The organism is Streptomyces sp. NPDC028722, from assembly GCF_040637655.1.
GTDB lineage: Bacteria > Actinomycetota > Actinomycetes > Streptomycetales > Streptomycetaceae > Streptomyces.
Genome location: NZ_JBEZWU010000018.1, coordinates 147,069 through 171,332, shown reverse-complemented (window position 1 = coordinate 171,332; position 24,264 = coordinate 147,069). Strand labels below are relative to the sequence as shown.

Annotated in this window: 26 protein-coding genes; 17 read left to right on the top strand and 9 right to left on the bottom strand. The window is 72.4% G+C overall.

What is annotated here, in order from left to right; genetic code table 11:
- Positions 1-20: 20 nt before the first annotated feature.
- Positions 21-542, bottom strand: coding sequence for a hypothetical protein (locus tag AB0F03_RS25755; protein WP_361995981.1), 522 nt, complete (start codon positions 540-542; stop codon positions 21-23).
- Between the two features lie 383 nt (positions 543-925).
- Between AB0F03_RS25755 and AB0F03_RS25750 the strand changes: the two genes are divergently transcribed.
- The 3 genes from AB0F03_RS25750 (at position 926) to AB0F03_RS25740 (ending at position 4,068) form a co-directional block, all read left to right on the top strand.
- Positions 926-1,564: a DedA family protein gene (locus AB0F03_RS25750; RefSeq protein ID WP_361995979.1), complete on the top strand. Its 639-nt coding sequence runs from the start codon at positions 926-928 to the stop codon at positions 1,562-1,564.
- 801 nt (positions 1,565-2,365) lie between these two features.
- Entirely contained in the window at positions 2,366-2,740 is a 375-nt protein-coding gene (locus AB0F03_RS25745) for a DUF779 domain-containing protein (RefSeq protein WP_361995977.1), read from the top strand.
- Between the two features lie 74 nt (positions 2,741-2,814).
- A complete protein-coding gene (locus tag AB0F03_RS25740) occupies positions 2,815-4,068 on the top strand; it encodes a phosphodiester glycosidase family protein (RefSeq protein ID WP_361995975.1) in 1,254 nt (417 codons plus the stop codon).
- A gap of 1 nt (position 4,069) precedes the next feature.
- Here AB0F03_RS25740 and AB0F03_RS25735 read toward each other — a convergent pair whose 3' ends face one another.
- The 6 genes from AB0F03_RS25735 to AB0F03_RS25710 form a co-directional block, all read right to left on the bottom strand.
- On the bottom strand, positions 4,070-4,264 hold the full coding sequence (locus tag AB0F03_RS25735; RefSeq protein ID WP_121790007.1) for a hypothetical protein: 195 nt from the start codon (positions 4,262-4,264) through the stop codon (positions 4,070-4,072).
- A 101-nt stretch (positions 4,265-4,365) separates the two neighbouring features.
- Positions 4,366-5,229, bottom strand: coding sequence for a phosphatidylinositol-specific phospholipase C/glycerophosphodiester phosphodiesterase family protein (locus tag AB0F03_RS25730; protein WP_361995973.1), 864 nt, complete (start codon positions 5,227-5,229; stop codon positions 4,366-4,368).
- Between the two features lie 136 nt (positions 5,230-5,365).
- On the bottom strand, positions 5,366-6,448 hold the full coding sequence (locus AB0F03_RS25725) for an acyl-CoA dehydrogenase family protein (protein WP_361995971.1): 1,083 nt from the start codon (positions 6,446-6,448) through the stop codon (positions 5,366-5,368).
- Positions 6,445-7,626, bottom strand: coding sequence for an acyl-CoA dehydrogenase family protein (locus tag AB0F03_RS25720; RefSeq protein WP_361995969.1), 1,182 nt, complete (start codon positions 7,624-7,626; stop codon positions 6,445-6,447). Before AB0F03_RS25720 ends, AB0F03_RS25725 begins: the two co-directional genes overlap by 4 nt.
- Positions 7,623-8,594: an NADPH:quinone oxidoreductase family protein gene (locus tag AB0F03_RS25715; RefSeq protein WP_361995967.1), complete on the bottom strand. Its 972-nt coding sequence runs from the start codon at positions 8,592-8,594 to the stop codon at positions 7,623-7,625. Before AB0F03_RS25715 ends, AB0F03_RS25720 begins: the two co-directional genes overlap by 4 nt.
- Before the next feature lie 86 nt (positions 8,595-8,680).
- The gene (locus tag AB0F03_RS25710; RefSeq protein WP_361995965.1) at positions 8,681-9,253 is read right to left on the bottom strand and encodes an XRE family transcriptional regulator; all 573 of its coding nucleotides are present in this window, start codon (positions 9,251-9,253) and stop codon (positions 8,681-8,683) included.
- Positions 9,254-9,406: 153 nt separating this feature from the next.
- Here AB0F03_RS25710 and AB0F03_RS25705 point away from each other — a divergent pair, with 153 nt between their 5' ends.
- From AB0F03_RS25705 to AB0F03_RS25675, 7 genes are all read left to right on the top strand, one after another.
- The gene (locus AB0F03_RS25705) at positions 9,407-10,945 is read left to right on the top strand and encodes an ATP-dependent DNA ligase (RefSeq protein ID WP_361995963.1); all 1,539 of its coding nucleotides are present in this window, start codon (positions 9,407-9,409) and stop codon (positions 10,943-10,945) included.
- Complete coding sequence (locus AB0F03_RS25700) at positions 10,942-11,415, top strand: NUDIX domain-containing protein (RefSeq protein WP_361995961.1); 474 nt, start codon at positions 10,942-10,944, stop codon at positions 11,413-11,415. Before AB0F03_RS25705 ends, AB0F03_RS25700 begins: the two co-directional genes overlap by 4 nt.
- 75 nt (positions 11,416-11,490) lie before the next feature.
- Positions 11,491-12,876 (top strand): NADP-dependent succinic semialdehyde dehydrogenase, encoded by a 1,386-nt coding sequence (locus AB0F03_RS25695; RefSeq protein WP_361995959.1) that lies wholly within the window; start codon positions 11,491-11,493, stop codon positions 12,874-12,876.
- A gap of 26 nt (positions 12,877-12,902) precedes the next feature.
- On the top strand, positions 12,903-13,136 hold the full coding sequence (locus AB0F03_RS25690) for a DUF6213 family protein (RefSeq protein ID WP_361995957.1): 234 nt from the start codon (positions 12,903-12,905) through the stop codon (positions 13,134-13,136).
- Between the two features lie 295 nt (positions 13,137-13,431).
- Positions 13,432-14,496, top strand: coding sequence for a type III polyketide synthase (locus AB0F03_RS25685; protein WP_361995955.1), 1,065 nt, complete (start codon positions 13,432-13,434; stop codon positions 14,494-14,496).
- Complete coding sequence (locus AB0F03_RS25680) at positions 14,493-15,707, top strand: cytochrome P450 (RefSeq protein WP_361995954.1); 1,215 nt, start codon at positions 14,493-14,495, stop codon at positions 15,705-15,707. The genes AB0F03_RS25685 and AB0F03_RS25680 overlap by 4 nt, the downstream gene beginning before the upstream one ends.
- A gap of 7 nt (positions 15,708-15,714) precedes the next feature.
- The gene (locus AB0F03_RS25675; protein WP_361995952.1) at positions 15,715-16,236 is read left to right on the top strand and encodes a cupin domain-containing protein; all 522 of its coding nucleotides are present in this window, start codon (positions 15,715-15,717) and stop codon (positions 16,234-16,236) included.
- Positions 16,237-16,302: 66 nt separating this feature from the next.
- Here the strand turns inward: AB0F03_RS25675 and AB0F03_RS25670 are convergent, their stop codons facing one another.
- Positions 16,303-17,532, bottom strand: coding sequence for an acyl-CoA dehydrogenase family protein (locus AB0F03_RS25670; RefSeq protein ID WP_361995950.1), 1,230 nt, complete (start codon positions 17,530-17,532; stop codon positions 16,303-16,305).
- Positions 17,533-17,701: 169 nt separating this feature from the next.
- Between AB0F03_RS25670 and AB0F03_RS25665 the strand changes: the two genes are divergently transcribed.
- Positions 17,702-18,346, top strand: a complete 645-nt coding sequence (locus tag AB0F03_RS25665) for a TetR family transcriptional regulator (RefSeq protein WP_356826293.1) — start codon at positions 17,702-17,704, stop codon at positions 18,344-18,346.
- A gap of 22 nt (positions 18,347-18,368) precedes the next feature.
- Here the strand turns inward: AB0F03_RS25665 and def are convergent, their stop codons facing one another.
- Entirely contained in the window at positions 18,369-18,908 is a 540-nt protein-coding gene (gene def, locus AB0F03_RS25660) for a peptide deformylase (protein WP_361995948.1), read from the bottom strand.
- A gap of 153 nt (positions 18,909-19,061) precedes the next feature.
- Between def and AB0F03_RS25655 the strand changes: the two genes are divergently transcribed.
- From AB0F03_RS25655 to AB0F03_RS25630, 6 genes are all read left to right on the top strand, one after another.
- Positions 19,062-20,300, top strand: coding sequence for a MurT ligase domain-containing protein (locus AB0F03_RS25655; protein ID WP_361995946.1), 1,239 nt, complete (start codon positions 19,062-19,064; stop codon positions 20,298-20,300).
- Positions 20,301-20,321: 21 nt separating this feature from the next.
- A complete protein-coding gene (locus AB0F03_RS25650) occupies positions 20,322-21,050 on the top strand; it encodes a glutamine amidotransferase (protein WP_361995944.1) in 729 nt (242 codons plus the stop codon).
- 253 nt (positions 21,051-21,303) lie between these two features.
- Positions 21,304-22,329, top strand: coding sequence for a 6-phosphofructokinase (locus tag AB0F03_RS25645; protein ID WP_356826285.1), 1,026 nt, complete (start codon positions 21,304-21,306; stop codon positions 22,327-22,329).
- Positions 22,330-22,439: 110 nt separating this feature from the next.
- Complete coding sequence (locus AB0F03_RS25640) at positions 22,440-23,390, top strand: cytochrome c oxidase assembly protein (RefSeq protein ID WP_361995942.1); 951 nt, start codon at positions 22,440-22,442, stop codon at positions 23,388-23,390.
- A gap of 112 nt (positions 23,391-23,502) precedes the next feature.
- Positions 23,503-23,682, top strand: a complete 180-nt coding sequence (locus AB0F03_RS25635; RefSeq protein ID WP_356946313.1) for a hypothetical protein — start codon at positions 23,503-23,505, stop codon at positions 23,680-23,682.
- 37 nt (positions 23,683-23,719) lie between these two features.
- Complete coding sequence (locus AB0F03_RS25630) at positions 23,720-24,205, top strand: Lrp/AsnC family transcriptional regulator (protein WP_361995940.1); 486 nt, start codon at positions 23,720-23,722, stop codon at positions 24,203-24,205.
- Positions 24,206-24,264 lie beyond the last annotated feature (59 nt).

Sequence of the window (24,264 nt, the reverse complement as noted above, 5' to 3'; positions counted from 1 at the left end):
GTAGGAACGAACGAAAGACCCTAGTAAAGGGTGCCGTGCAGGCTCGTGGAGACGTGCGAGGTGTCGTGGAGGTCGACCACGGAGTTCATTCGTCCGCCACCGGTGGCGGACGCGTACGCGCCGGTGCCGCTGATGATCCAGTAGGTGCCGGACGGGTGGACGACGGGGTCCTCCGTGAGCGGCGCGGTGAGGTGGTAGCCGAGGGTGATCCGGTCGCCGTCACCGGAGCCGATCACCGCCGTCCCGTTGATGTCGTACTGGCCGGGAAGGCTCAGCGTGCAGGCCTTCTCCTGGTCCTGCCATGTGCCGTTGCCGCCGATCGGGGTGCCGGCGGCGCGCCCCTGCGCGGTCACGTCGAAACCCCCGCAGGTCACGGTGTCCGGGTCCGCGGCGACGGTCGCCGCGAAGTGCGCGGTGATGTTCATGTCGTGACCGTGCTGGTCGGCGGCGTGCGTGGCACCGGCCGTGTACCCGGCCAGCAGCAGCGCCGCGGCCGTCGCACCGGTGGAACGCGCCAGCCATTGACGGACAGCTTTCCTCAAGACGTCCTCCGTCTGTCATGAACAGTCAGGTCTGGGTTCGGCAGGCCGCACCGGGCCGGTCGGTGTCGACCGCCCGTGGCCTGGTGGGTGATCTCGCGCGTCGTTCGCCCTGTCGGGGTCTCCCCCTCCCCGGGGCACGCGACACGGCCGTCCTCCACGCCTGCGTCGGTCGGGCAACGGAGCGCGGAGGAACGTCCGTTGAGGACAGTTTCCCTGCCGATGTCCCTTCCGTCGAGGCGTTTGACACATTGTCCTGCTTTCGGATCTGCGTTCTATGCGACCGGCCGAGCACGTTCCGCCGGGCCGGCTGACGCGCACGGCCGTGCCGGGCAGGCGATGCTGGTGGACGGAACAGGTCCCTGCGAGGCCAGGAGGCTCGGCCGGTGATCGCCGTCAACCCGACGAACAGCGCCTCGGTACTGGCCGCCTTCGGCGCGCTGGGCGTCCTGGCGGTCGTCTTCGCCGAGTCCGGTCTGCTCGTCGTCGGCTTCTTCCTGCCCGGTGACACCCTGCTGTTCCCGGCCGGGGTGCTGTGCGCGGGCAGTGCCGAGCAGCCGGCGCGTCTGGAGCTGTGGCAGGTGCTGGTGTGCGCGGCGGTGGGGGCGGTGGCGGGCGGCCAGGTGGGATACCTGATCGGGCGGCACGGCGGGCGGGCGCTGCTGGCGCGCACCTCCAGCCGGCGGGTGAAGGACGCGGCGGCGCGGGCGGAGAAGCTGCTGGCGCGCTACGGCCACGGCAAGGCGCTGGTGATCGGCCGGTTCGTGCCGGTACTGCGCACGGTCGTGCACCCGGTGGCGGGCGCCCTGGGCGTGCCCGTGCGGGCCTTCACCCTGTGGCAGACCGTGGGCGGCGTGCTGTGGTCGCAGACGCTGGTCCTCGCCGGCTATGTCCTCGGTGCGTCCGTGCCGCACGTCGACGACTACCTGCTGCCGCTGGTCGCCCTGGTGGTGGTGCTGTCGCTGCTGCCGCTGCTGGCCGGGGGCCGCCACGGGCGGCGCGGACGGCGCGGGCCCACGGACTGACGCGGCCCACGGGGCTGCTCCGAAGCCGGCCGCGGCCGGCTTCGGAGCAGGTGTCAGTGGGGTCCGCGTGGCGTGTGTTCCTCGCGGCGCTTGCGGTTCGGGCGGCGCGGGCGGCGGACCGTGTCCATCTCCCCACCGCCGCGCGGACGTGTCCCGGGCCGTCCGGTCCGCCGGTCCCGCCGCACCACCAGGAGGTGCGTCCGGCGTCGTCGGCCACGTGCATCCCGAGTGCGTGGAGGGTGCACACCGGCCACGCCGGCCACCGCGACTCCATGACGGTGGCTTGGGCCGCCCCGGCGACATCCAGGAGGGCTCCGGCGGCGGTCGACGACCGCTCCAGCGGGTTGCCGTGCATGGTGCCGTCCGCCATGGCCACGTAGAACGCGCTCCGGCTCGCCCGGGTAGGCGACGAGGCACAGCGGACGCCGGTCGGGCAGGGGTCACTGCCAGGTCCCGGTCGACGGCGGCCAGGGCCTCGTCCCGGAGCGGGTGTTCGCCCGTCGGAAGGAGCCGCGGCTCGGGCGGGCGGAGGAACGGAGCGTGTATGACCCCGTCCTGCCGGCCGGCCGCCGGGACCACGCCGGCCGCTCGTCCGTCGCCGCCGGCCACCCGGGGAGCCGGGTCACGCGGGTACGCCGTCTCGTGCCCGACGTCCGGTCGTCCGGGAGCCGAACGGCAGGGTGGTCGACGTGCCGGGCCACCGCTGTCCCGTCCCGGCGGACAAGGACGCCTTTGGACGGTTGGCTGACTGGGCGTGAGACTGGGCCGGGTACGACGGCCCCCGCTGTCCAGGACGGTGACATGGAAGACGACGTCCCCCGCGCCGCGGCACCCCGCGTCGAACTGACCCCGCGGGCCTCGGAGCTGGTGCGCCGGCTGCGCGCCGAGCACGGTCCGCTGATGTTCCACCAGTCCGGCGGCTGCTGCGACGGCAGCGCGCCCATGTGCTATCCGGACGGCGAGTTCCGTACCGGCGGCTCGGACGTGCTGCTTGTGGAGCTGTCCGTGGACGGCGTCGAGGAGCCGGTCACCTTCTGGATGTCGCGCAGTCAGTACGAGGTGTGGAGTCACACCCGGCTGATCGTGGACGTCGTACCGGGGCGGGGCAGCGGGTTCTCGCTGGAGGCACCCGAGGGGGTGCGTTTCCTCACCCGTTCTCGCGTAGTCGACGCCTAGTCGGCCCGTCGGCCGCCCGAGTCTGGTGCACTGCCCTTGTCCGAGGGACAGTTGACGAGACATCGGGAGGCACGGTGACGAGACGTCGCAGGCGTTCGGCAGCGGGCAGAGCGGTTCTCACGACGGTCACGGCGTTCGGCGTGCTGGCCGGTACGGCGTCGGCGGTGGCGGCCCCGGCGGCCGCGCCCCCGGCGGTGGCGGCCCCGGCGGACCGGCGGATCGCGCCGGGTGTGACCTACCGGCAGTTCGACATCGACGCCCGCGCGGGCGAGGCCCGCGCCCACCTGCTCACGGTCGACCTGGCCAACCCGCACGTCCGGGTCGACCTGCTGTATCCGGGGGCGGTGGCGGCCCGGGCCACCGTCTCGCAGCTGGCGGACTCGGCCGGGGCGGTCGCGGGCGTCAACGGCGACTTCTTCCACATCACCGAGACGCAGCATCCGGGCGTGCAGGCCACCGGCGCGACCGTCGGACCGGCGATCGCGGCCGGGCACGTGCTCAAGGCGGCGGTGCCCGGGGGCCAGCGGTTCGGTCCGGCGCTGCCCCCCGGGACGAGCACGCAGGACGTCTTCGGTGTGGGCGCCGACCGGCGGGCCCGGCTGGACCGGCTCTCCCTGGCCGGCACCGTCGGCACACCGGACGGCCGGCTGGCCCTCAAGGGCCTCAACCAGTACGCGCTGCCGGTGAACTCGGTCGGCGCCTTCACCGCGAAGTGGGGCAGCGCCTCCCGGGCGCGGGCCGTGTGCGGCACCGACACCCAGCGGTCGGCGCCGTGCAGCGACGAGACCTACGAGGTGAAGGTGCGCGCCGGCCGGGTGGCCTCCGTCGCCGGAGCTCCGGGCAGCGGCGCGATCCCCGCGGACACCACGGTCCTGGTGGGCCGGGAGGAGGGCGCGCGGCAGCTGCGCACGCTGTCGGTCGGGGACCCGGTGCACGTCAGGCGCAGCCTGGTGGCGGCCTCGTCCGGCGTGCCGTACACGTTCGCGATCGGCGGCTTCCCGGTGCTGCGCGGCGGCGCGCCGCTGTCCGGGCTGGACGACGTCACCTCGGCGGTGCGCACGGCCGTGGGGTACAAGGGCGGTGGACAGCAGCTGCTGCTCCTGGCGCTGGACGGTGCCGCGGACCACCGCGGCGGCCTGACCGTCGCGGAGGAGGCGGACACCATGCGGTCGCTGGGCGCCTCCGCCGCCTTCAACCTCGACGGCGGCGGCTCGACCGAGCTGGTCACCCGCGCCACGGGTGCCGGCGCCGTGTCGGTCCGCAACCACCCGAGCGGTGGCGCCGAACGTCCGGTGCCGAACGGCATCGGCGTCTTCTCCACCGGGTGACTCAGGGCCGCAGGCTGCTCACCAGGTCGGCGGTCGCGGTGAGCCCGCTGTGGATGGTGGGCGCCATGCTGGTGCTGGCCAGGTAGAAGCCGAGCATCATGCAGACCAGGGCGTGGGACACCTTCAGCGCGCCGTTGCGCATGAAGATCACGGCCAGGATCAGGAGCAGCAGCACCACAGAGATGGAAATGGCCATCAGAACCTCCTCCGCCACGCCCCATGTGCGGCGTTCGGCCGCAAGTGTGGCGTAGCGGAGGGTCTGTCCGGGTCGCTGACGTGTCCGCCGTTCGTGTGGTGTCACCCGGAAGGGCGGGCGTCGAGGAAGGCCTCCAGGCCGGCGAGGTCGTCGGTGTTGAGCTGGTCGACGCCCGCGGCGAGCAGTTCCGTCCACAGCGCGTCCCGGGCGGGACCGGGCGTGTCGGGGGTGGCCCAGAAGCGGACCTGCCGGCCCTGCGCGTGGGCGGTGCCGGTGATGCCGCGCAGCTTCTCCCGCTCGGCGTCCGGGAACGCGCCCTCGCCCGTCCAGGTGAAGTTCTGTGTCCAGTTGTCGCTGATCAGCGAGATGAGGGAGGCGGGGGCGGTGCCGGTGAGGTCGTCGAGCCGGCCGTCGTAGAAGGCACGGCGTTCGCTCTGCCCCTCCAGGGGGGTGCGGGCGGCGCGGTCGCCGGAGATGACGGCGGTGACGGGGCCGGGGTGGACGCGGCCGTGTGCGTACCGCGTGCACAGGTGCGGGTAGCGGCGCAGGTGGCGGTCGAGTTCCAGGTAGGTGGAGGCACCCTCGGTCTTGATGTCGATGAGGAGGTGCAGCGGCCGGCGCCATCCCCGGTAGACGCTGCCGCCGTTCGCCCGGACGAGTGCGGCGAGCGGGTCGAGGTAGAGGGATTCGAGGGTGCGGGAAGGGTCGAGTTCGGAGCTTTCGTGGCCGACGAGGAGCTGGTCGCCGACGAGGAAGATGTCGGCCTCGACGCTGCCGAAGCGATGGTCGAGGGCGTCGTACAGGGGCCGGGGGTGGGCGTAGTCGTTGTGGGCATGGGCGTGCCGCAGCGGGCGCGGGCGGTGCCGGCGCGCACCGGCCGACGCGGGATGCGCGGGCAGGGTGAACATGCCCGTGAGGGCGGCGCCGAGGGTGGTGAGGGCTCTGCGGTGGGTGGTGAGGGCCATGTGCTGCCTCCCTGGGGATGCCGGATGGGGCCGAAGGGAGTATGCGGTCGGCATCTCACCAACAGGCCCCACCCGTCAGGGAGTTCGCCCTCTGTTCACGTGTCCCGCGGGGCACTGCGCGCCCGGCGCCCGCCGGTCAGGGCCCCTGGAGATCGACCAGTTCCGCGAGCGCCGAGCGGTGCGCGCCCGCGGTGCCGTAGGCGAGGGAGTCGGCCTTGGCCCGCTTCAGGTGCAGGTGGGCGGGGTGTTCCCAGGTCATGCCGATGCCGCCGTGGAGTTGCACCGCTTCCTCGGTGGCGCGGACGGCGACGGGGGCGGCGTACGCCTGGGCGACGGCCACGGTCACGTCGGTGTCCTCGCCGGTGGCGAGGGCGTCCGCCGCGGCACGGGCGGCGGCCCGGAGGTGGACGACCTCCAGCCACAGCTGGGCGAGCCGGTGCTTGAGCGCCTGGAACCCGCCGACCGGCCGGTTGAACTGCTTGCGCTCCTTGAGGTAGCGGACCGTCTCGGTCAGCGCCCAGTCGGCCACACCTAGCTGCTCCGAGGCGAGCAGTCCGGCGGCGGCGCGCAGAGCCCGGCGTACGGCGGGTCCGGCGTCGCCGACCCGGCGGCCGGCCGTGCCGGCCAGGGTGACGGTGGCCAGGGGACGGGTGAGGTCCAGGGCGACCTGCGGGGTGACCGTCACGGCGTCGGCGGTCACGGCGTACAGGCCGCCGTCGTCGGCCGGGACGAGCAGCACGTCGGCGACGGCCGCGTCCGCGATGCCGGTCAGCTCGCCGTGCAGGGTGCCGTTCTCGGCGCGTACGGTCGCGAAGGCGGCGTCCGGGGCGAGGTGCAGTCCGACCGCGAGGGCGCCGATGGTCCGCCCGGAGGCCAGCCGGCCGAGCAGCTCCTCGTCGGCGCAGGCGAGCAGGGCCTCGGTGGCCACGACGGCGCTCGTGAGGTACGGCACGGGGGCGACCGCCCGCCCCAGTTCCTCCAGCACGACCGCGGCTTCACGGGCGGAGGCGCCCTGGCCGCCCTGCGCCTCGGGCACCAGCAGGCCGGCCAGGCCCATGCCGTCGGCGAGCAGCTTCCACAGGGCGAGGTCGTGCGGGGTGTCCGACTCGGTGCGGGTGATCACGTCGGCCGGGGCGCAGTGGTCCGTGAGGAGGTCACGGACGGCGGCACGCAGCGCCACTTCCTCCTCGGAGTAGAGGAGATCCGGCTGTGTACTCATCGGGCCAGGTCCTTCCAGGCGACGTCCTTGTCGGTGCGCGGCTCGGCGGGCAGGCCCAGGACGCGCTCGGCGACGATGTTCAGCAGGACCTCGCTGGTCCCGCCCTCGATGCTGTTGCCCTTGGAACGCAGGTAGCGGTATCCGGCGTCCCGGCCGGTGAAGTCGACGAGTTCGGGGCGGCGCATGGTCCAGTCGTCGTACAACAGGCCCTCTTCGCCGCGGAGTTCGACTTCGAGGCCGCTGATCTCCTGGTTGAGGCGGGCGAAGGCCAGCTTCATGCCGGAGCCCTCGTAGCCGGGCTGGCCGGCGACGAGCTGCTGGCGCAGGCGTTCGCCGGTGAACCGGGTGACCTCGGCCTCGACCCACAGCCGCAGCAGGCGCTGGTGCAGGTCGTGGGTGCGCAGTGCGGGGCGTTCGCGCCAGGTGCGGGCGACGGGGCCGATCATGCCGCCCTCGCGGGGCACGGCCATGCCGCCGATGGAGACACGCTCGTTCATGAGGGTGGTCTGCGCGACCCGCCAGCCGTCACCGGCCCTGCCGAGGCGGCGGGTGTCGGGGATGCGGACGTCGGTGAGGAAGACCTCGTTGAACTCGGCCTCGCCGGTGATCTGGCGCAGCGGCCGGACCTCGACGCCCGGGTCGGTCATGTCGCAGACGAAGTAGGTGATGCCCTGGTGCTTGGGCACGTCCGGGTCGGTGCGGGCGATGAGGATGGCCCAGCGGGCGACGTGCGCGCTCGACGTCCACACCTTCTGCCCGTTGACGATCCACTCGTCGCCCTCGCGCACCGCCCGGGTGCCGAGCGCGGCCAGGTCGGAACCGGCGCCGGGTTCACTGAACAGCTGGCACCAGACCTCCTCCCCGGTCCACAGGGGCCGCAGGTAGCGCCGCTTCTGTTCCTCGGTGCCGTACTCGAGGATCGTCGGCGCGGCCATGCCCAGGCCGATGCCGATGCGCCGGGGGTCGTTGTCGGGGGCGCCGGCGGCCTCCAGTTCGGCGTTGACGACGCCCTGGAGGGACCGCGGGGCACCGAGCCCCCCGAGGCCCTCGGGGTAGTGCACCCAGGCCAGTCCGGCGTCGAAACGGGCCCGGAGGAAGTCCAGGCGGTCGGTGGTCGCGGGCGGGTACTGGGCCAGCAACTGCTGGGTGCGGCGGCGCAGTTCATCGGTGCCGGTCATGCGGCGGCTCCCTTCTCCAGGACGACGGCCACCCGGCCGGTGGTACTTCCGTCGGCGACCCGCTGCACGGCGTGCGCCGCCTCGGCGAGGGGCACGCGCTCGCTCACCAGCGGCTTGATCGCGCCGCGGGCGGCCAGCTCGGTCAGTTCCTCGTGGCAGCGCCGGACCAGCTCGGGGTTCTTGGTGTTGTACAGGCCCCAGTGCAGGCCGAGGATGGCGTAGTTCTTCACCAGGGCGTGGTTGAGGGCCGGGCTCGGAATGGTGCCGCTGGCGAAGCCGACGACGACGATCCGGCCCTCGAAGGCGACCAGCTTCGCGGACTGCGTGTAGGCGGCCCCGCCTACCGGGTCGTAGATCACGTCGGCGCCCCGGCCGCCGGTCGCCTCCTTGACGGCGGCGACGACGTCCTCGGCACGCCGGTCGACCACCGCGTCGCAGCCCAGCCCGCGGGCGACGGCGGCCTTGTCCGCGCCGCCCACGACACCGATCACGGTGGCGCCGGCGGCCTTGCCGAGCTGTACGGCCGCGCTGCCCACACCGCCGGCGGCGGCGTGCACCAGCAGGGTCTCCCCCGCCTCCAGGCGGGCCCGGCGGTGGAGGCCGAACCAGCCCGTCTGGTAGCCGATGTGCAGCGCTGCGGCCTCGGCGTCGTCCAGGGAGTCGGGCGCGGGGAGCAGGGCGCGGGCGTCGGCGAGGGCGTACTCGGCGAAACCGCCGTGGGGCAGCGCGGGGTTGGCGAGCACGCGCCGGCCGTCCTCGGTCTCGCCGCAGATCTCCACGCCCGGGGTGAAGGGCAGCGGCGGGCGCACCTGGTACTGGCCCCGGCACAGCAGCGCGTCCGGGAAGTTGATGTTGGCGGCGCGCACCCGCAGCAGCACCTGGTCGTCGGCCGGCGTGGGCGGCTCCACATCGGTGAGGCGCATCACCTCGCCGGGCTCGCCGTTCTCGTGCACTTGCCATGCCTGCATGCGGGGCCTCCACGGGACTGCTTCGTCTGACCGGGTCCGACCGCATACTAAGCGGTCGCTTGCCGATCAGGGAACAGTCGGGTGCGTCACGTACGGGCCGGCCGCGCCCGGACGTGCATGCGCTCGCCCTGCGGCCCGAAGAGGCTGAGGAACTCCACGGGCCCCTCCCCCGTCGACCCGAACCAGTGCGGCACGCGCGTGTCGAACTCCGCCGCCTCCCCCGCCGCCAGCACCACGTCGTGCTCGCCGAGCACCAGCCGCAACCGCCCGGACAGCACGTACAGCCACTCGTAGCCCTCGTGGGTGCGCGGTTCCGGCGCCTGCCTGCGCTCCGGTTCGCGCACCTTGTAGGCCTGGAGGCCGCCGGGCTGGCGGGTCAGCGGCCAGAACGTGCGGCCGTTGCGCTGGACGGGCTCGGCCCGCACCCGGGGGTCGCCGGCCGGCGGGGCGCCGACCAGCTCGTCCAGCGGTACCTGGTGGGCCTCGGCGATGGGCAGCAGCAGCTCCAGGCTGGGCCTGCGCAGGCCGGACTCCAGCCGGGAGAGGGTGCTGACGGAGATGCCGGTGGCCTCGGACAGCGCCGCCAGGGTCACCGCCCGCTCCTTGCGGATCCGCCGCAGCCGGGGGCCCACCTCGGCGAGGACGTCGTCGGTGCTCATGCCCGTATTGCAGGTTCGGCAAGGGTGTTTGTCAATACGGCACGACGGGCGCCGGGCGGCCGGCGGGGTGACGCTCGAGTCACGTCCGCTCCTCGCCGTACCCGGTGCGGCCGTCCGGGTGTGGGGTGCGCACCCGCGGTGCACCATGACTGCATGCTGCTGACCCGGTTGGCCGAGGTGTCCCGGGACGTCGCCGCGACGGCGGCCCGGTCCCGCAAGACCGCGCTGCTCGCGGAGCTGTTCCGCGACGCGGAGGCGGACGACGTGCCGATCGTCATCCCCTACCTGGCCGGACGCCTGCCACAGGGCCGGCTCGGGGTCGGCTGGAGGGTGCTGAGCCGCCCGGTCCCGCCGGCGGCCGAGCCCACGCTCACCGTCCAGGAGGTCGACGCCCGGCTCACCGAGCTGGGCAAGGTCTCCGGGCCCGGCTCCCAGGCGGAGCGGGCCCGGATCGTCGGCGAGCTGATGGGCGCGGCGACGGAGGCGGAACAGCGTTTCCTGCTCGGCCTGCTCAGCGGCGAGGTCCGGCAGGGCGCGCTGGACGCGGTCGCGGTGGAAGGGCTGGCCCGCGCGACCGGCGCGGACCCGGCGGACGTACGGCGGGCCGTGATGCTCGCGGGTTCGCTCCAGGCGGTGGCCCGGGCACTGCTCGGCGAGGGCCCCCGGGCGCTGGAGGCGTTCCGGCTCACCGTCGGCCGCCCGGTGCTGCCCATGCTGGCGCACAGCGCCTCCTCGGTCGCGGAGGCGGTGGAGAAGCTGGGTGTCTGCGCGGTGGAGGAGAAGCTGGACGGCATCCGGGTCCAGGTCCACCGGGACGGCGACACGGTACGGATCCACACCCGGACCCTGGACGACATCACCGGCCGGCTGCCCGAAGTGGTCGCCTCCGCGCTGGAGTTGCGGGGCGAGCGGTTCATCCTGGACGGTGAGGTGATCTCGTTCGACGCCGGTGGGCGGCCCCGCTCCTTCCAGGAGACGGCGGGCCGGGTGGGTTCCCGCACGGACGTGGCGAGGGCCGCCGAGGAGACCCCGGTCTCCCCCGTCTTCTTCGACGCCCTCTCGGTCGACGGCCGCGACCTGCTCGACCTGTCCTTCGCCGAGCGGCACGCGGAGCTGGCCCGGCTGGTGCCCGAGCCCATGCGGGTACGCCGGACGGTGGCCTCGGGGCCGCCGGACATCCCGGAGGCGGAACGGTTCCTCGCCGACACCCTGGCCCGCGGCCACGAAGGTGTGGTGGTGAAGGCACTGGACGCGCCGTACAGCGCGGGCCGGCGCGGTGCCTCCTGGCTCAAGGTCAAGCCCGTCCACACGCTGGACCTGGTGGTCCTGGCCGCCGAGTGGGGCCACGGCCGCCGCACCGGCCGGCTCTCCAACCTCCACCTGGGCGCCCGCAACCCGGACGGCACCTTCACGATGCTCGGCAAGACCTTCAAGGGCATGACCGACGCGATGCTCGCCTGGCAGACCGAACGGCTCCGGGAGCTGGCCGTCGAGGACGAGGGCTGGGTGATCCGGGTGCGCCCCGAACTCGTCGTGGAGATCGCCTACGACGGTCTCCAGCGCTCCTCCCGCTACCCGGCCGGTGTGACCCTCCGCTTCGCCCGCGTGGTCCGCTACCGGGAGGACAAGCGTCCGGAGGAGGCCGATACCGTGGAGGCCCTGCTGGCGGCCCACCCGGAGGTCACACCGTGACGGTGCGTGCGACGAAGCGCAGTGCGGGACTACTGGTGTTCCGGCACACCGAGGACGGCCCGGAGGTGTTGCTCGGCCATATGGGCGGCCCGCTCTGGGCGAAGAAGGACGTGGGCGCGTGGACCGTGCCCAAGGGTGAGTACGGGCCGGACGAACCGGCCTGGGAGGCGGCCCGGCGGGAGTTCCGGGAGGAACTGGGGATCGCGCCGCCCGACGGCGAGGCCGTACCGCTGGGCGAGGTCGTGCAGCGCAACGGGAAGATCGTCACCGCGTGGGCGGTGGAGGGGGACCTCGACCCGGGGACGATCGTCCCGGGCACCTTCACCATGGAGTGGCCGCCGAGGTCCGGCCGCAGGCAGGAGTTCCCGGAGCTGGACCGGGTGGCGTGGTTCGGTCCGGACCGGGCCCGTGCGGTGATCGTCACGGCGCAGGCCGCGTTTCTCGACCGGCTGGCGGAGCACTCGGGCTGAAGAGGCGACCACGCGTTGCGGTCGGCCCTGCCGCGCGCGAAGGTCGGAAGAAGCCCGCTCCCAGGGAGGTCGGCCATGCCCATCGCGACGGTGAACCCGGCGAACGGCGAGACGCTCAAGATGTACGAGCCCATGGGCGAGGAGGAGCTGGAACGCCGGCTCCAGCTCGCCGAGGCCACGTTCCGCACCTACCGCACGACCACGTTCGCCGAGCGTGCCCGGCTGCTGACCAGGGCCGCCGACCTGCTGGACGAGGACCGGCAGGAGATCGGCCGGGTGATGACCACCGAGATGGGCAAGCCGGTCGGGCAGGCGCGGGCGGAGGCCGCCAAGTGCGCCAAGGCCATGCGCTGGTACGCGGAGCGCGCCGAGGGACTGCTCGCCGACGAGGAGCCGCCCGAGCAGGACGTGCGGGACTCCGGCGCCTCCCGGGTGCGGGTGCGCTACCGCCCGCTCGGCCCGGTCCTCGCCGTGATGCCCTGGAACTTCCCGCTCTGGCAGGTGATCCGGTTCGCCGCGCCCGCTCTGATGGCCGGCAACGTGGGCCTGCTCAAGCACGCCTCAAACGTGCCCCAGACGGCCCTGTACCTGGAGGACCTGTTCCACCGGGCGGGCTTCCCGGAAGGCTGCTTCCAGACGCTGCTGATCGGCTCCGCGGCGGTGGACGACATCCTGCGCGACGAGCGCGTGAAGGCCGCCACCCTGACCGGCAGCGAGCCGGCGGGCCGGGCGGTCGCCTCCACCGCCGGGGAGATGATCAAGAAGACGGTGCTGGAACTGGGCGGCAGCGACCCCTTCGTCGTCATGCCCTCCGCCGACCTGGACCGCGCGGCCGAGGTCGCGGTGACCGCGCGGGTGCAGAACAACGGGCAGTCCTGCATCGCCGCCAAGCGGTTCATCGTCCACACCGACGTCTACGACGCCTTCGCCGAGAAGTTCGCCGCCGGCATGCGGGCCCTGCGGGTCGGCGACCCGCTGGAGGAGGACACCGAGGTGGGGCCGCTCGCCAGCGAGCGGGGGCGGACCGATCTGGAGGAGCTGGTCGACGACGCGCGGCGGGGCGGCGCCGAGGTGCTGTGCGGCGGGCAGCGGCCCGACGGGCCCGGCTGGTACTACCCGCCGACCGTGCTCGCCGGCATCACCCGCGAGATGCGCGTCCACCGCGAGGAGACGTTCGGACCGGTCGCCACGCTGTACCGGGCCGGTGACCTGGACGAGGCGGTCCTCATCGCCAACGACTCCATGTTCGGCCTGAGTTCCAACGTGTGGACGCGGGACGAGAGCGAGGTCGACCGGTTCGCGCGGGACCTGGAGGCCGGTGCCGTGTACGTGAACGGGATGACCGCCTCGCATCCGGCGTTCCCGTTCGGCGGGGTCAAGCGGTCGGGGTACGGGCGTGAGCTGTCCGGGCACGGAATCCGGGAGTTCTGCAACATCACCACGGTTTGGCAGGGTGCGTGAGCGCCACGCGGCTAACATCCCGTTCTGTGAACCGCGAAGTGACCCTGCCTCTGATCGTCGACGACCGCGGTACCTTGCAGGTGGCCGCGGCCGACGTGAGTAAGTTGTTGCGGACCGTGGGCGCGCGGTGGCTGCACCTCGTCGACGCCGGGGAGCAGCGGCTGGACGAGGACACGGTCGCCGCTCTGACCATCGAGCTCGCGAAGCTGGCGGACCGGATCGACGTGGCATGTATCGCGCACAGCAGCGGGGCGCCGTAGGGCCGCCCACGTGTTGCCGGACGCGGGAGCGTGAGCCGCTCCCGCGCCCACCGCGGCCCCCGGCCGCCCCGCCCTCCGGCCGCCCTGCCTGGCCGTCGTAACGGCCGGCCCGATGTTTTCCCTCGACCGGCGGCGGAATTTCCCCTGGTCGCCGTATCCGGTGTCCCCGATTCGGAGTAGTCCAACGAGAGATCGTGGGCCTCCCGGGTGACGGTGGGTGGAGCACCCACAGAGGTGAACCACCTACGGACCGGTGGGCGAAGGCCCGCCGGCACGCGGAAAGCAGGGACGGTTCATGGCGACTTTGTGCAGACCCTCGGTATCGGTCCCGGAGCACGTGATCACGATGGAGGAGACGCTGGAGCTGGCGCGCTCCCGCCACGAGGACCACCCTCAACTGCCCCTCGCGCTGCGGCTCATCGAGAACACGGGCGTGAAGACCCGGCACCTCGTGCAGCCCATCGAGGAGACCCTCGAGCACCCGGGCTTCGAGGACCGCAACAAGCTCTACGAGGCCGAGGCCAAGGCCCGGGTCCCCGCGGTGATCCAGCGCGCGCTCGACGACGCCGAGCTGCTCACCAGCGACATCGACGTGATCATCTACGTCTCGTGCACGGGCTTCATGATGCCCTCGCTCACGGCGTGGCTGATCAACGAGATGGACTTCGACAGCACCACCCGGCAGCTCCCCATCGCCCAGCTGGGCTGCGCGGCCGGCGGTGCGGCGATCAACCGGGCCCACGACTTCTGCTCGGCCTACCCGAACGCCAACGCCCTGATCGTGGCCTGCGAGTTCTGCTCGCTGTGCTACCAGCCCACCGACCTCGGCATCGGCTCGCTGCTCTCCAACGGCCTGTTCGGTGACGGCATCGCCGCCGCCGTGGTGCGCGGGCAGGGCGGCACGGGCGTCCGGCTGGAGCGCAACGGCTCGTACCTGATCCCGAAGACGGAGGACTGGATCGCGTACGACGTCCGGGCCACCGGGTTCCACTTCCTGCTGGACAAGCGGGTCCCCACGACCATGGAACCGCTTGCCCCGGCGCTCAAGGACCTGGCGGGCCTGCACGGCTGGGACGCGTCCGACCTGGACTTCTACATCATCCACGCGGGCGGCCCCCGAATACTCGACGACCTCAGCAAGTTCCTGAAGGTCGAGCCGCACGCGTTCCGGTTCAGCCGGGCCACGCTCACCGACTACGGCAACATCGCCAGCGCCGTCGTCCTGGACGCACTGCGCCGGCTGTTCGACGAGGGCGGCGCCGAGGACGGGGCGCGCGGACTGCTCGCCGGGTTCGGCCCCGGGATCACCGCCGAGATGACGGTGGGCCGCTGGGCCTCCTCGAACGGGGACGGGCGATGACCGAGGAGACCCTCACCGGGCTCCTGCCCCCGGTCCGGCACTGGCCGGCGCTCGACCTGAGCGGGACGGACTTCGACCCGGTGCTGGCCGAGCTGATGCGGGAGGGCCCGGTGACCCGCGTCCGTCTGCCCAACGGCGAGGGCTGGGCGTGGCTGGTCACCCGGTACGACGACGTGCGCGCGGTGGCCAACGACCCCCGCTTCAGCCGGGAGGCGGTGATGGACAAGCCCGTCACCCGGCTCGCCCCGCACTTCATCCCCGACCGGGGCGCGGTCGGCTTCCTCGACCCGCCCGACCACACCCGGCTGCGCCGCTCGGTGGCCGCCGCCTTCACGGCGAAGGGCGTGGAGCGGCTGCGGGACAAGGCGCGCGGCATGCTGGACGAGCTGGTGGACCGCATGCTCCAGGACGGTGCGCCCGCCGATCTCACCAGTGCGGTGCTCAGCCCGTTCCCCATCGCGGTGATCTGCGAGCTGATGGGCGTGCCGCCCGGTGACCGGGACGAGATGCACAACTGGACCCAGCTGATCCTGTCCTCCGCGCACGGCAAGGAGGTCAGCGAGAAGGCGAAGCGCGAGATGAGCGCCTGCTTTCAGGACCTGATCGGCGGGCGCGGGCACAGCACGGGCGAGGACGTCACCTCGCTCCTCGGTGCCGCCGTGGGCCGGGGCGAGGTGACCCCGGAGGAGGCCGTCGGCCTCGCCGTCCTGCTCCAGATCGGCGGCGAGGCGGTCACCAACAACAGCGGGCAGCTGTTCTACCTGCTGCTGACCCGCCCCGACCTCGTGGAGCGGCTGCGCGCGGAGCCGGAGATCCGCCCCCGGGCGATCGACGAACTCCTGCGCTACATCCCGCACCGCAACGCGGTCGGCCTGTCCCGGATCGCCCTGGAGGACGTGGAGATCCAAGGCGTCCGCATCCGCGCCGGCGACGCGGTCTACGTCTCCTACCTGGCCGCCAACCGCGACCCGGACGTCTTCCCCGAACCGGAGACCATCGACTTCGCCCGCAGTCCCAACCCGCATGTGTCGTTCGGTTTCGGCCCGCACTACTGCCCCGGCGGCATGCTGGCCCGGCTGGAGGAGGAACTGCTGATGGACGCCCTGCTGGACCGGGTAGCGGACCTGAGACTGGCCGTGCCGCCGGACCGGGTGCCGTTCCGCAGGGGTGCGCTGATCCGGGGCCCCGAGGCCCTTCCGGTGACCTGGTGACCGGCCCATGACGGAGACGGAGGGACTGTACGTGCCGCCGGGCCACGGCCGCGTGGTGGAGACCCCGGCCCAACGGGTGACGTTCAAGGTCACCGGAACCCACTCGCGGATGGCCTCCACCTTCGAGGTGGAGGTCCCGCCGGGCTTCGACGTCGGCGCCCATGTGCACACCCGCAGCGAGGAGCTGTTCTACGTCCTGGAGGGCGAACTGGACGTGCTCGCCTTCGAGCCCCGCGTCCGCACCCCGGACAACTGGCGGAAGTGGGTGTCGGGTTCGGGCAGCACAGTGGTGCGGGCGACGCCGGGCACGGTCGTCGTCGTACCACCCGGCTGCCCGCACGCGTTCGCGAACCCGACGGACACGCCCGCGAAGATGTTCTTCCAGGCGAGTCCGCCACCGGATCACGAGCGCTACTTCGAGGAGCTGCTGGAGATCCTCGGCAACGGCGGCCCGCCGGACCAGGAGGCCATCGAGGCGTTGCGGGCCAAGTACGACATCGAGCAGCTCACCCCGTTGAGACACCGGTGAGCGTCCCCGCCGGCGGGGACACCGGGAACGCGCGCGGCGAGCCGCGGCGCACCCGCCCCCGCCGCGCTAGCGGATCGGCATCCCGGCCAGCGTCCGTGCGATGACGAGCCGCTGGATCTCGCTCGTCCCCTCGAAGATCGTGTAGATGGCCGCGTCCCGGTGCATCCGCTCCACCGGGTACTCGCGGGTGTACCCGTTGCCGCCGAGGATCTGGATGGCCTGCCCGGTGACCTTCTTCGCGGTCTCGCTGGCGAACAGCTTGGACATCGATCCCTCGGCCGCCGTGAACGACCTGCCGTTGACCGCCATCCACGAGGCCCGCCACACCAGCAGCCGCGCCGCGTCGATCTGCGTCCGCATGTCCGCGAGCTGGAAGGCCACGCCCTGGTTGTCGATGATGGGCCGCCCGAACTGCTCGCGCGTCCTGGCGTAGTCGAGGGCGACCTCGTACGCGGCGCGGGCGGTGCCGACCGCCATCGCGCCCACGGCCGGCCGCGAGGCCTCGAAGGTGGCCATCGCCGCGTTCTTCACCCGCTCCCCGCCGGCGGCCTTCGCCCGCTCCCGGGCCCGGGCGAGCCGCTCGTCCAGCTTCTGCTTGCCGCCGAGCAGGCAGGAGCCGGGGACGCGGACGTCGTCGAGGACGACCTCGGCGGTGTGCGAGGCGCGGATGCCGTGCTTCTTGAACTTCTGGCCCTGGCGGAGGCCCGGCGTGCCCGGCGGGACGATGAAGGACGCGTGGCCCTTGGAGCCCAGCTCCGGGTCGACGACGGCGACGACGACGTGGACGTTGGCGATGCCGCCGTTGGTCGCCCAGGTCTTCGTGCCGTTGATCACCCACTCGTCCTTGGCCTCGTCGTACACGGCCCGCGTGCGCATCGAGGCCACGTCGGAGCCGGCGTCGGGCTCGGAGGAGCAGAACGCGGCGACCTTGACGTCACTGGCGTCGCCGTACATCTGCGGGATCCAGGTGCCGATCTGTTCCTCGGTTCCGTTGGCGAGGACGCCCACGGCGGCCAGGCCCGTGCCCACAATGGAGAGGGCGATCCCCGCGTCGCCCCAGAACAGTTCCTCCATCGCCATCGGGATGCCGAGACCGGTGGGGTCGAAGTACTGCTGCGCGTAGAAATCGAGGGAGTAGATGCCGACCTTCGCCGCCTCCTGGATGACCGGCCAGGGGGTCTCCTCGCGCTCGTCCCACTCGGCGGCGGCGGGCCGGATCACGTCCGCGGCGAAGCCATGGAGCCAGTCCCGGACTTCCCTCTGTTCGTCGTTCAGCTCCATGGTGAACTCGGCCATGTCCCCTCCAGCGGCGGCAGTGCGATGTTACTAGCGGTAACGCGAGTCTGTTACCGACCGGTAGGAAAAGTCAACCGATGCAGGTCCCCGGTATCCCGTTCGATGTCAGGGGCCCGGTCAGTGTTAGTTTGCGCTGGCGTCACCGAATCAGCACGGGTGGGGAGAGCACATGGACACCACGCAGCGGACCGATCAGCAGCGGTCCGCCGACCGTCGACGGCGCGAGCTGCTGGAGGCCGCCGACCGGGTGGTGCTGCGCGACGGCCCGCAGGCGTCGATGAACGCCATCGCGGCGGAGGCCGGCATCACCAAACCCATCCTCTACCGGCACTTCGGCGACAAGGGCGGACTGTACGCCGCCCTCGCCAAGCGGCACACCGACGCGCTGCTGGACTCGCTGCGGGCCGCGCTGGACGCCCCGGCGGACCGGCGGGAGCGGGTGGAGTCCACGCTGGACACCTACCTCGCCGCGATCGAGGCCCGGCCCCAGGTGTACCGCTTCCTGATGCACCCCGCGGAGGGCAGCACCGGTCACGACCAGGGGTTCGACGTGGGCAAGCACTCCGCCCCGCTGCTGCGGCGGATGGGCGAGGAACTGGCCCGGGTCATCGAGGAGCGGGTGGACCTCGGGCCGGAGAGCCAGCGGCTGGCCCGGGTGTGGGGCCACGGCATCGTCGGGATGATGCACGCGGCCGGCGACTGGTGGCTGGGCGAACGACCCTGCACCAGGGCCGAGTTGGTGCGCTCTCTGGCCGACCTGCTGTGGGGGCGGCTCGCGGCGGCCGGGGACCGGCTGGGCGGTCCCGGGTTCTGACCGCCCTGCCGCGCGACACACCTCACCGGTGCCACGAGGCCCGGGCGATCCGGCGCAGCAGCCTGCGCCTGCGCAGGCCCGTGAGGTGGTCGGCGTACACGCGCCCGTCCAGGTGGTCGCACTCGTGCTGGAGGCACCGGGCGAAGAAGCCCGTGCCGTGGACCGTGACCGGCTCCCCGGTCACGGTGAACCCCTCGACCACCGCGTGGTCGTACCGTTCCGTGCCCGCCTCCAGCCCCGGCAGGGACAGACAGCCCTCCGGGCCGCGGAGCACCACGCCGTCCGTCTCCACCAGGCGCGGATTGACGACGTGACCGAGGTGACGGACGTCCTCGTCGTCGGGACAGTCGTACACGAACACCCGCAGACCGACCCCGATCTGGTTCGCGGCCAGGCCCACCCCGCGCGCCGCGTACATCGTGGCGAAGAGGTCCTCCACGAGAGCGGCCAGGCCGGCGCCGAAGTCGGTGACGTCCCGGCACGGCTCGCGCAGTGACGCGTCGCCGAGCAGGGTGAGTGGCCGGACGCGCCCGTGGACGCCCGGAATGGAACCGTGTCGCATGGCGGCAAGGGTACGGTTCGTTCAGCTCATGCCCCGCCGCGGAAGGCGTGGACCGGGATTCGGGTGTACGAACGGATCTCGATAGGCTGACGTTCACACCACGTTGCCGGATGGCCACAGGCGCGGCGCGTACGCAAGGAGGATCGAGAACTGATGGCAGGCACCTCGGACCCGCTCTCGCCGCGGGCCAAGCTGGCCGTGACCGCGGGCAAGGCGGTCGCTGCGGCATCGCGAGCAGCGGGACGCGGCAGCGGGTCGGTGATCGGCGGCAAGGTCGCGCTGAGACTCGACCCCGACCTGCTCGGGCGGCTCGCCCAGAACCTGGACGTCGTCCTGGTGTCCGCCACCAACGGCAAGACGACGACCACCCGGCTCATCGCGGAGGCGCTGGGCGCCGCGGGCCCGGTCGTGTCGAACGCGCTGGGCGCCAACATGCCGGCCGGCATCACGTCGGCGCTGGCGGGCGGTTCGGACGCGAAGTTCGGCGTCATCGAGGTCGACGAGAAGTACCTGGCCGGGGTGGCCCGCGACACCAGCCCCAAGTGCATCGCGCTGCTCAACCTCTCGCGCGACCAGCTGGACCGCGCCGCCGAGACCCGGATGCTCGCCGAGAACTGGCGTGAGGGCCTGGCCGGTTCCAAGGCGGTCATCGTCGCCAACTGCGACGACCCGCTGGTGGTGTGGGCCGCGTCCTCCTCGCCGAATGTGATCTGGGTCGCAGCCGGACAGATGTGGAAGGACGACGCCTGGTCCTGCCCGTCGTGCGGCGGCGTCATGCAGCGCCCGGGCGACGACTGGTTCTGCGGCGAGTGCGGCTTCCGGCGGCCCACGCCGTCCTGGGCGCTGTCCGGGGACCACGTGCTGGACCCGCACGGCTCCGCCTGGCCGATCCACCTCCAGCTGCCCGGCCGCGCCAACAAGGCGAACGCGGCCAGCTCCGCGGCCGTCGCCGCCGTGTTCGGCGTGCCGCCGCAGGTCGCCCTGGAGCGGATGTACCAGGTGCAGGCGGTGGCCGGACGGTACGACGTCGTCCGGTTCCAGGAGCGTGACCTGCGGCTGCTGCTGGCCAAGAACCCGGCCGGCTGGCTGGAGACGTTCTCCCTGATCGACCCGCCGCCCACCCCGGTGATCCTGTCCGTGAACGCGCGCGGCGCCGACGGCACCGACACCTCCTGGCTGTGGGACGTCGACTACACGCGGCTGACCGGCCACCCGATCTTCGTGATCGGCGACCGGAAGCTGGACCTCGCCGTCCGCCTGGAGGTCGCCAACCAGCACTTCCAGGTGTGCGAGAACCTCGACCAGGCCGTGCAGATGTGCCCGCCGGGCCGTATCGAGGTCATCGCGAACTACACCGCGTTCCAGGACCTGCGCCGCCGCGTCGGCAACTGATCATCGAAGGGCGATCACCTCATGAGCGACAACCAACTGCGGCTGGTGTGGATCTACCCCGACCTGCTGAGCACCTACGGCGACCAGGGCAACGCGCTCGTCGTGGAGCGCCGGGCCCGGCAGCGCGGCCTGGACGTGGCGCGCCTCGACGTGCGCAGCGACCAGCCGATCCCCACCTCCGGTGACATCTATCTGATCGGCGGCGGTGAGGACCGTCCGCAGCGGCTCGCCGCCGAGCGGCTGCGCCGCGACGGCCATCTCCAGCGGGCGGTGGAGAACGGCGCGATCGTCTTCTCGGTCTGCGCGGGCTACCAGATCCTCGGCCACGAGTTCATCAACGACCTCGGTCAGCGCGAGCCGGGCCTCGGCCTGCTCGACGTGGTGTCCGTGCGCGGCGAGGGCGAGCGGTGCGTCGGTGACGTGCTCGGCGACATCGACCCGCAGCTGGGGCTGCCCCCGCTGACGGGCTTCGAGAACCACCAGGGCGTCACCCACCTCGGCCCCTCCGCCCGTGCCTTCGCCCGGACGCGGATCGGCAAGGGCAACGGCACCGGGGACGGCACGGAGGGCGCGTACAACGGGACGGTTTTCGGCACGTACATGCACGGCCCGGTGCTCGCCCGCAACCCGCAGATCGCCGACCTGCTGCTGAAGCTGGCGCTGGACGTGAACGCGCTGCCGCCGATCGACGACCGCTGGTACGAGGCTCTCCGCGACGAGCGCATCGCGGCGGCACAGCAGCCCGCATGAGCACCGCGGCGCAGCAGCCCGGGTGAACACTGCGGCGCAGCAGTCCGCGTAACCGGGTGTTCAGCGGGATGTCAGCGAGGTGGGGCAGGCTCGTGGAGGGCCCGCCTGACGGCCTGTCCGCTCACATGTGCGGGCGAGTCCAGCAGGCGGACGCCCGCTACGGTGCCACCCCCTCACGCCGGTAGGGTGACCGGGAATCCGCCGGACATCGTGGTCCGGTTTCCCGGCCCACGTTGAGAAGGTATTTCGGGCTATGCGCATTGGTGTCCTCACGTCCGGCGGCGACTGCCCCGGCCTGAACGCCGTCATCCGGTCCGTCGTGCACCGCGCCGTCGCCGACCACGGCGACGAGGTCATCGGCTTCCGGGACGGCTGGAAGGGTCTCCTGGAATGCGACTACATGAAGCTCGACCTGGACGCCGTGGGCGGCATCCTGGCGCGCGGCGGCACCATCCTCGGCTCCTCCCGGGTCCGTCCGGAGCATCTGCGGGACGGGGTGGAGCGCGCCCGGGGCCATGTCGCGGAACTCGGCCTGGACGCGATCATCCCCATCGGCGGTGAGGGCACGCTGAAGGCGGCCCGGCTGCTGTCGGACAACGGGCTGCCCATCGTGGGCGTGCCCAAGACCATCGACAACGACATCGCCGTCACGGACGTGACCTTCGGGTTCGACACCGCGGTGGGTGTCGCCACCGAGGCGCTGGACCGGCTGAAGACCACCGCCGAGTCCCACCAGCGGGTCCTGATCGTGGAGGTCATGGGCCGGCACACCGGCTGGATAGCGCTGCACTCGGGCATGGCGGCCGGCGCCCACGCCATCGTCGTACCCGAGCGGCCCTTCGACATCGACGAGTTGACGCGGAAGGTCGGCGAGCGGTTCGAGGCGGGCAAGCGGTTCGCGATCGTCGTCGCCGCGGAGGGCGCCAAGCCCCGCCCGGGCTCCATGGAGTTCGACGAGGGCGGCAAGGACGTCTACGGCCACGAGCGCTTCGCGGGGATCGCCCGGCAGCTGTCGGTCGAGCTGGAGCAGCGGCTCGGCAAGGAGGCCCGGCCGGTCATCCTCGGGCATGTGCAGCGGGGCGGCACGCCGACGGCGTACGACCGGGTGCTGGCGACGCGGTTCGGCTGGCACGCGGTGGAGGCCGTGCACCGGGGCGAGTTCGGCAGGATGACGGCGCTGCGCGGGACCGACATCGTGATGGTGTCGCTGGCGGAGGCCGTGGAGACGCTGAAGACGGTGCCGCCGGCGCGGTACGTCGAGGCGGAGTGCGTCCTGTAGCGCGGTGGCCCGGAGCCTGACATGCCGCCCCCGGTCACGGTCGTGACCGGGGGCGGTTCTACTCTTGGGGCGGACAACTCGTACAACCCCCACGAATCAGGAGCCGGCGGATGGATCACAGCGGGCACGGCATGACCATGGATCTGCCGCCGTTCACGCTGGGACGAGGGCTCGGATGGTCGGCGGACCCCTTTTTCCTCGTCGCCTGTCTGGCCGGGCTGGCTCTGTACGGCTGGGGTGTCGTGCGGCTGCGGCGGCGCGGGGACGCCTGGCCGGTCTCGCGGACCGTGTCGTACGTCGTCGGCGTGCTCACCATCGTGCTGGTGATGTGCACCAGGCTGAACGACTACGGCATGGTCATGTTCAGCGTGCACATGGTGCAGCACATGGTGATCAGCATGCTGTCGCCGATCCTCATCCTGCTGGGCGCCCCGGTGACACTGGCGCTGCGCGCGCTGCCGGCCGCCGGCCGGGGCCGCAGAGGCCCGCGCGAGCTGCTGCTGATGCTGCTGCACAGCCGGTACATGCGGATCATCACGCACCCGGCGTTCACGATCCCGCTGTTCATCGCGAGCCTGTACGCCCTGTACTTCTCCCCGCTGTTCGACTTCCTGATGGGCTCCAGGACCGGGCACATCGCGATGATGGTGCACTTCCTCGCGGTCGGGGTCGTGTTCTTCTGGCCGATCATCGGTGTCGACCCGGGCCCGCACCGGCCGGGTCATCTGATGCGGATGCTGGAGCTGTTCGCGGGCATGCCTTTCCACGCGTTCTTCGGCATCGCGCTGATGATGGCGTCGACGCCGATGGTGGAGACCTTCCGGCATCCGTCGGCCTCGCTCGCCGTGGACGCGCTGTCCGACCAGAGCGCGGCGGGCGGCATCGCCTGGGCGTTCAGCGAGATCCCGTCGGTGCTGGTGCTGATAGCGCTGCTGTTCCAGTGGTACCGCTCCGAACAGCGGCAGGCCAGGCGCACGGACCGGGCCGCCGACCGGGACGGCGACAAGGAGCTGGCGGCGTACAACGCCTATCTGGCCTCCCTCAACGCCCGCGAGGGCTGACCCGCCCGCTTCCCGCGGGGCGCTTCCGTCGCCCCCGGTGGCGACGAGGTATCCCCTCCGGGCGGGAATCGGGGCACCATGGTCATGGACGGACCATGAGGAGGGTGTCGCGATGCGCGGATCCACGAACGGTTCCATGAACGGTTCCACCAGGACGATGGGGGTGCTCACGGTCGGCGGGCTCGTCGTCGTGACCGCCTACACGGTCGCCCTCGGCAGCAACGGCTGGCTGTGGTTCGGCTGGGTGGTCCTGGGGCTGCTGACCCTCGCCATGGTCGTCACCCGGTCGTGAGCCCGTCCCCGGCGCGCCCGTTCACTACAGTGCCCGCATGAACAGCAGGACGCCCTCCTTCGACGAGCTGGACCGCAGGATCATCACCGCGCTGATGGGCAACGCCCGGACCAGCTTCGCCGAGATCGGCGCGGTGATCGGGCTCTCCGCCACGGCGGTCAAGCGACGCGTGGACCGGCTGCGCGAGACCGGGGTGATCACCGGGTTCACGGCGACGGTGCAGCCCTCGGCGCTGGGCTGGCGCACGGAGGCGTACGTCGAGGTCTACTGCGAGGGCGCCGCCCCGCCCCGGCGCCTGGCGGAGGTCGTCCGCAACCATCCGGAGATAGCGGCGGCCATGACGGTCACCGGGGGCGCCGACGCGCTGCTGCACGTGCGCGCCCGGGACGTGGAGCACTTCGAGGAGGTGCTGGAACGGATCCGCGCCGAGCCGTTCATCCGGAAGACGATCAGCGTGATGGTGCTGTCCCATCTGCTCCCGGAGAGCCCGGAGGCGGGCGCCACCCACGCGGCACCCGAGTGACCTCCGCGACGCGCAGCATTCGTGCGCGCCCGGTGGAAACAACGCAGCGTTCCTGCGCG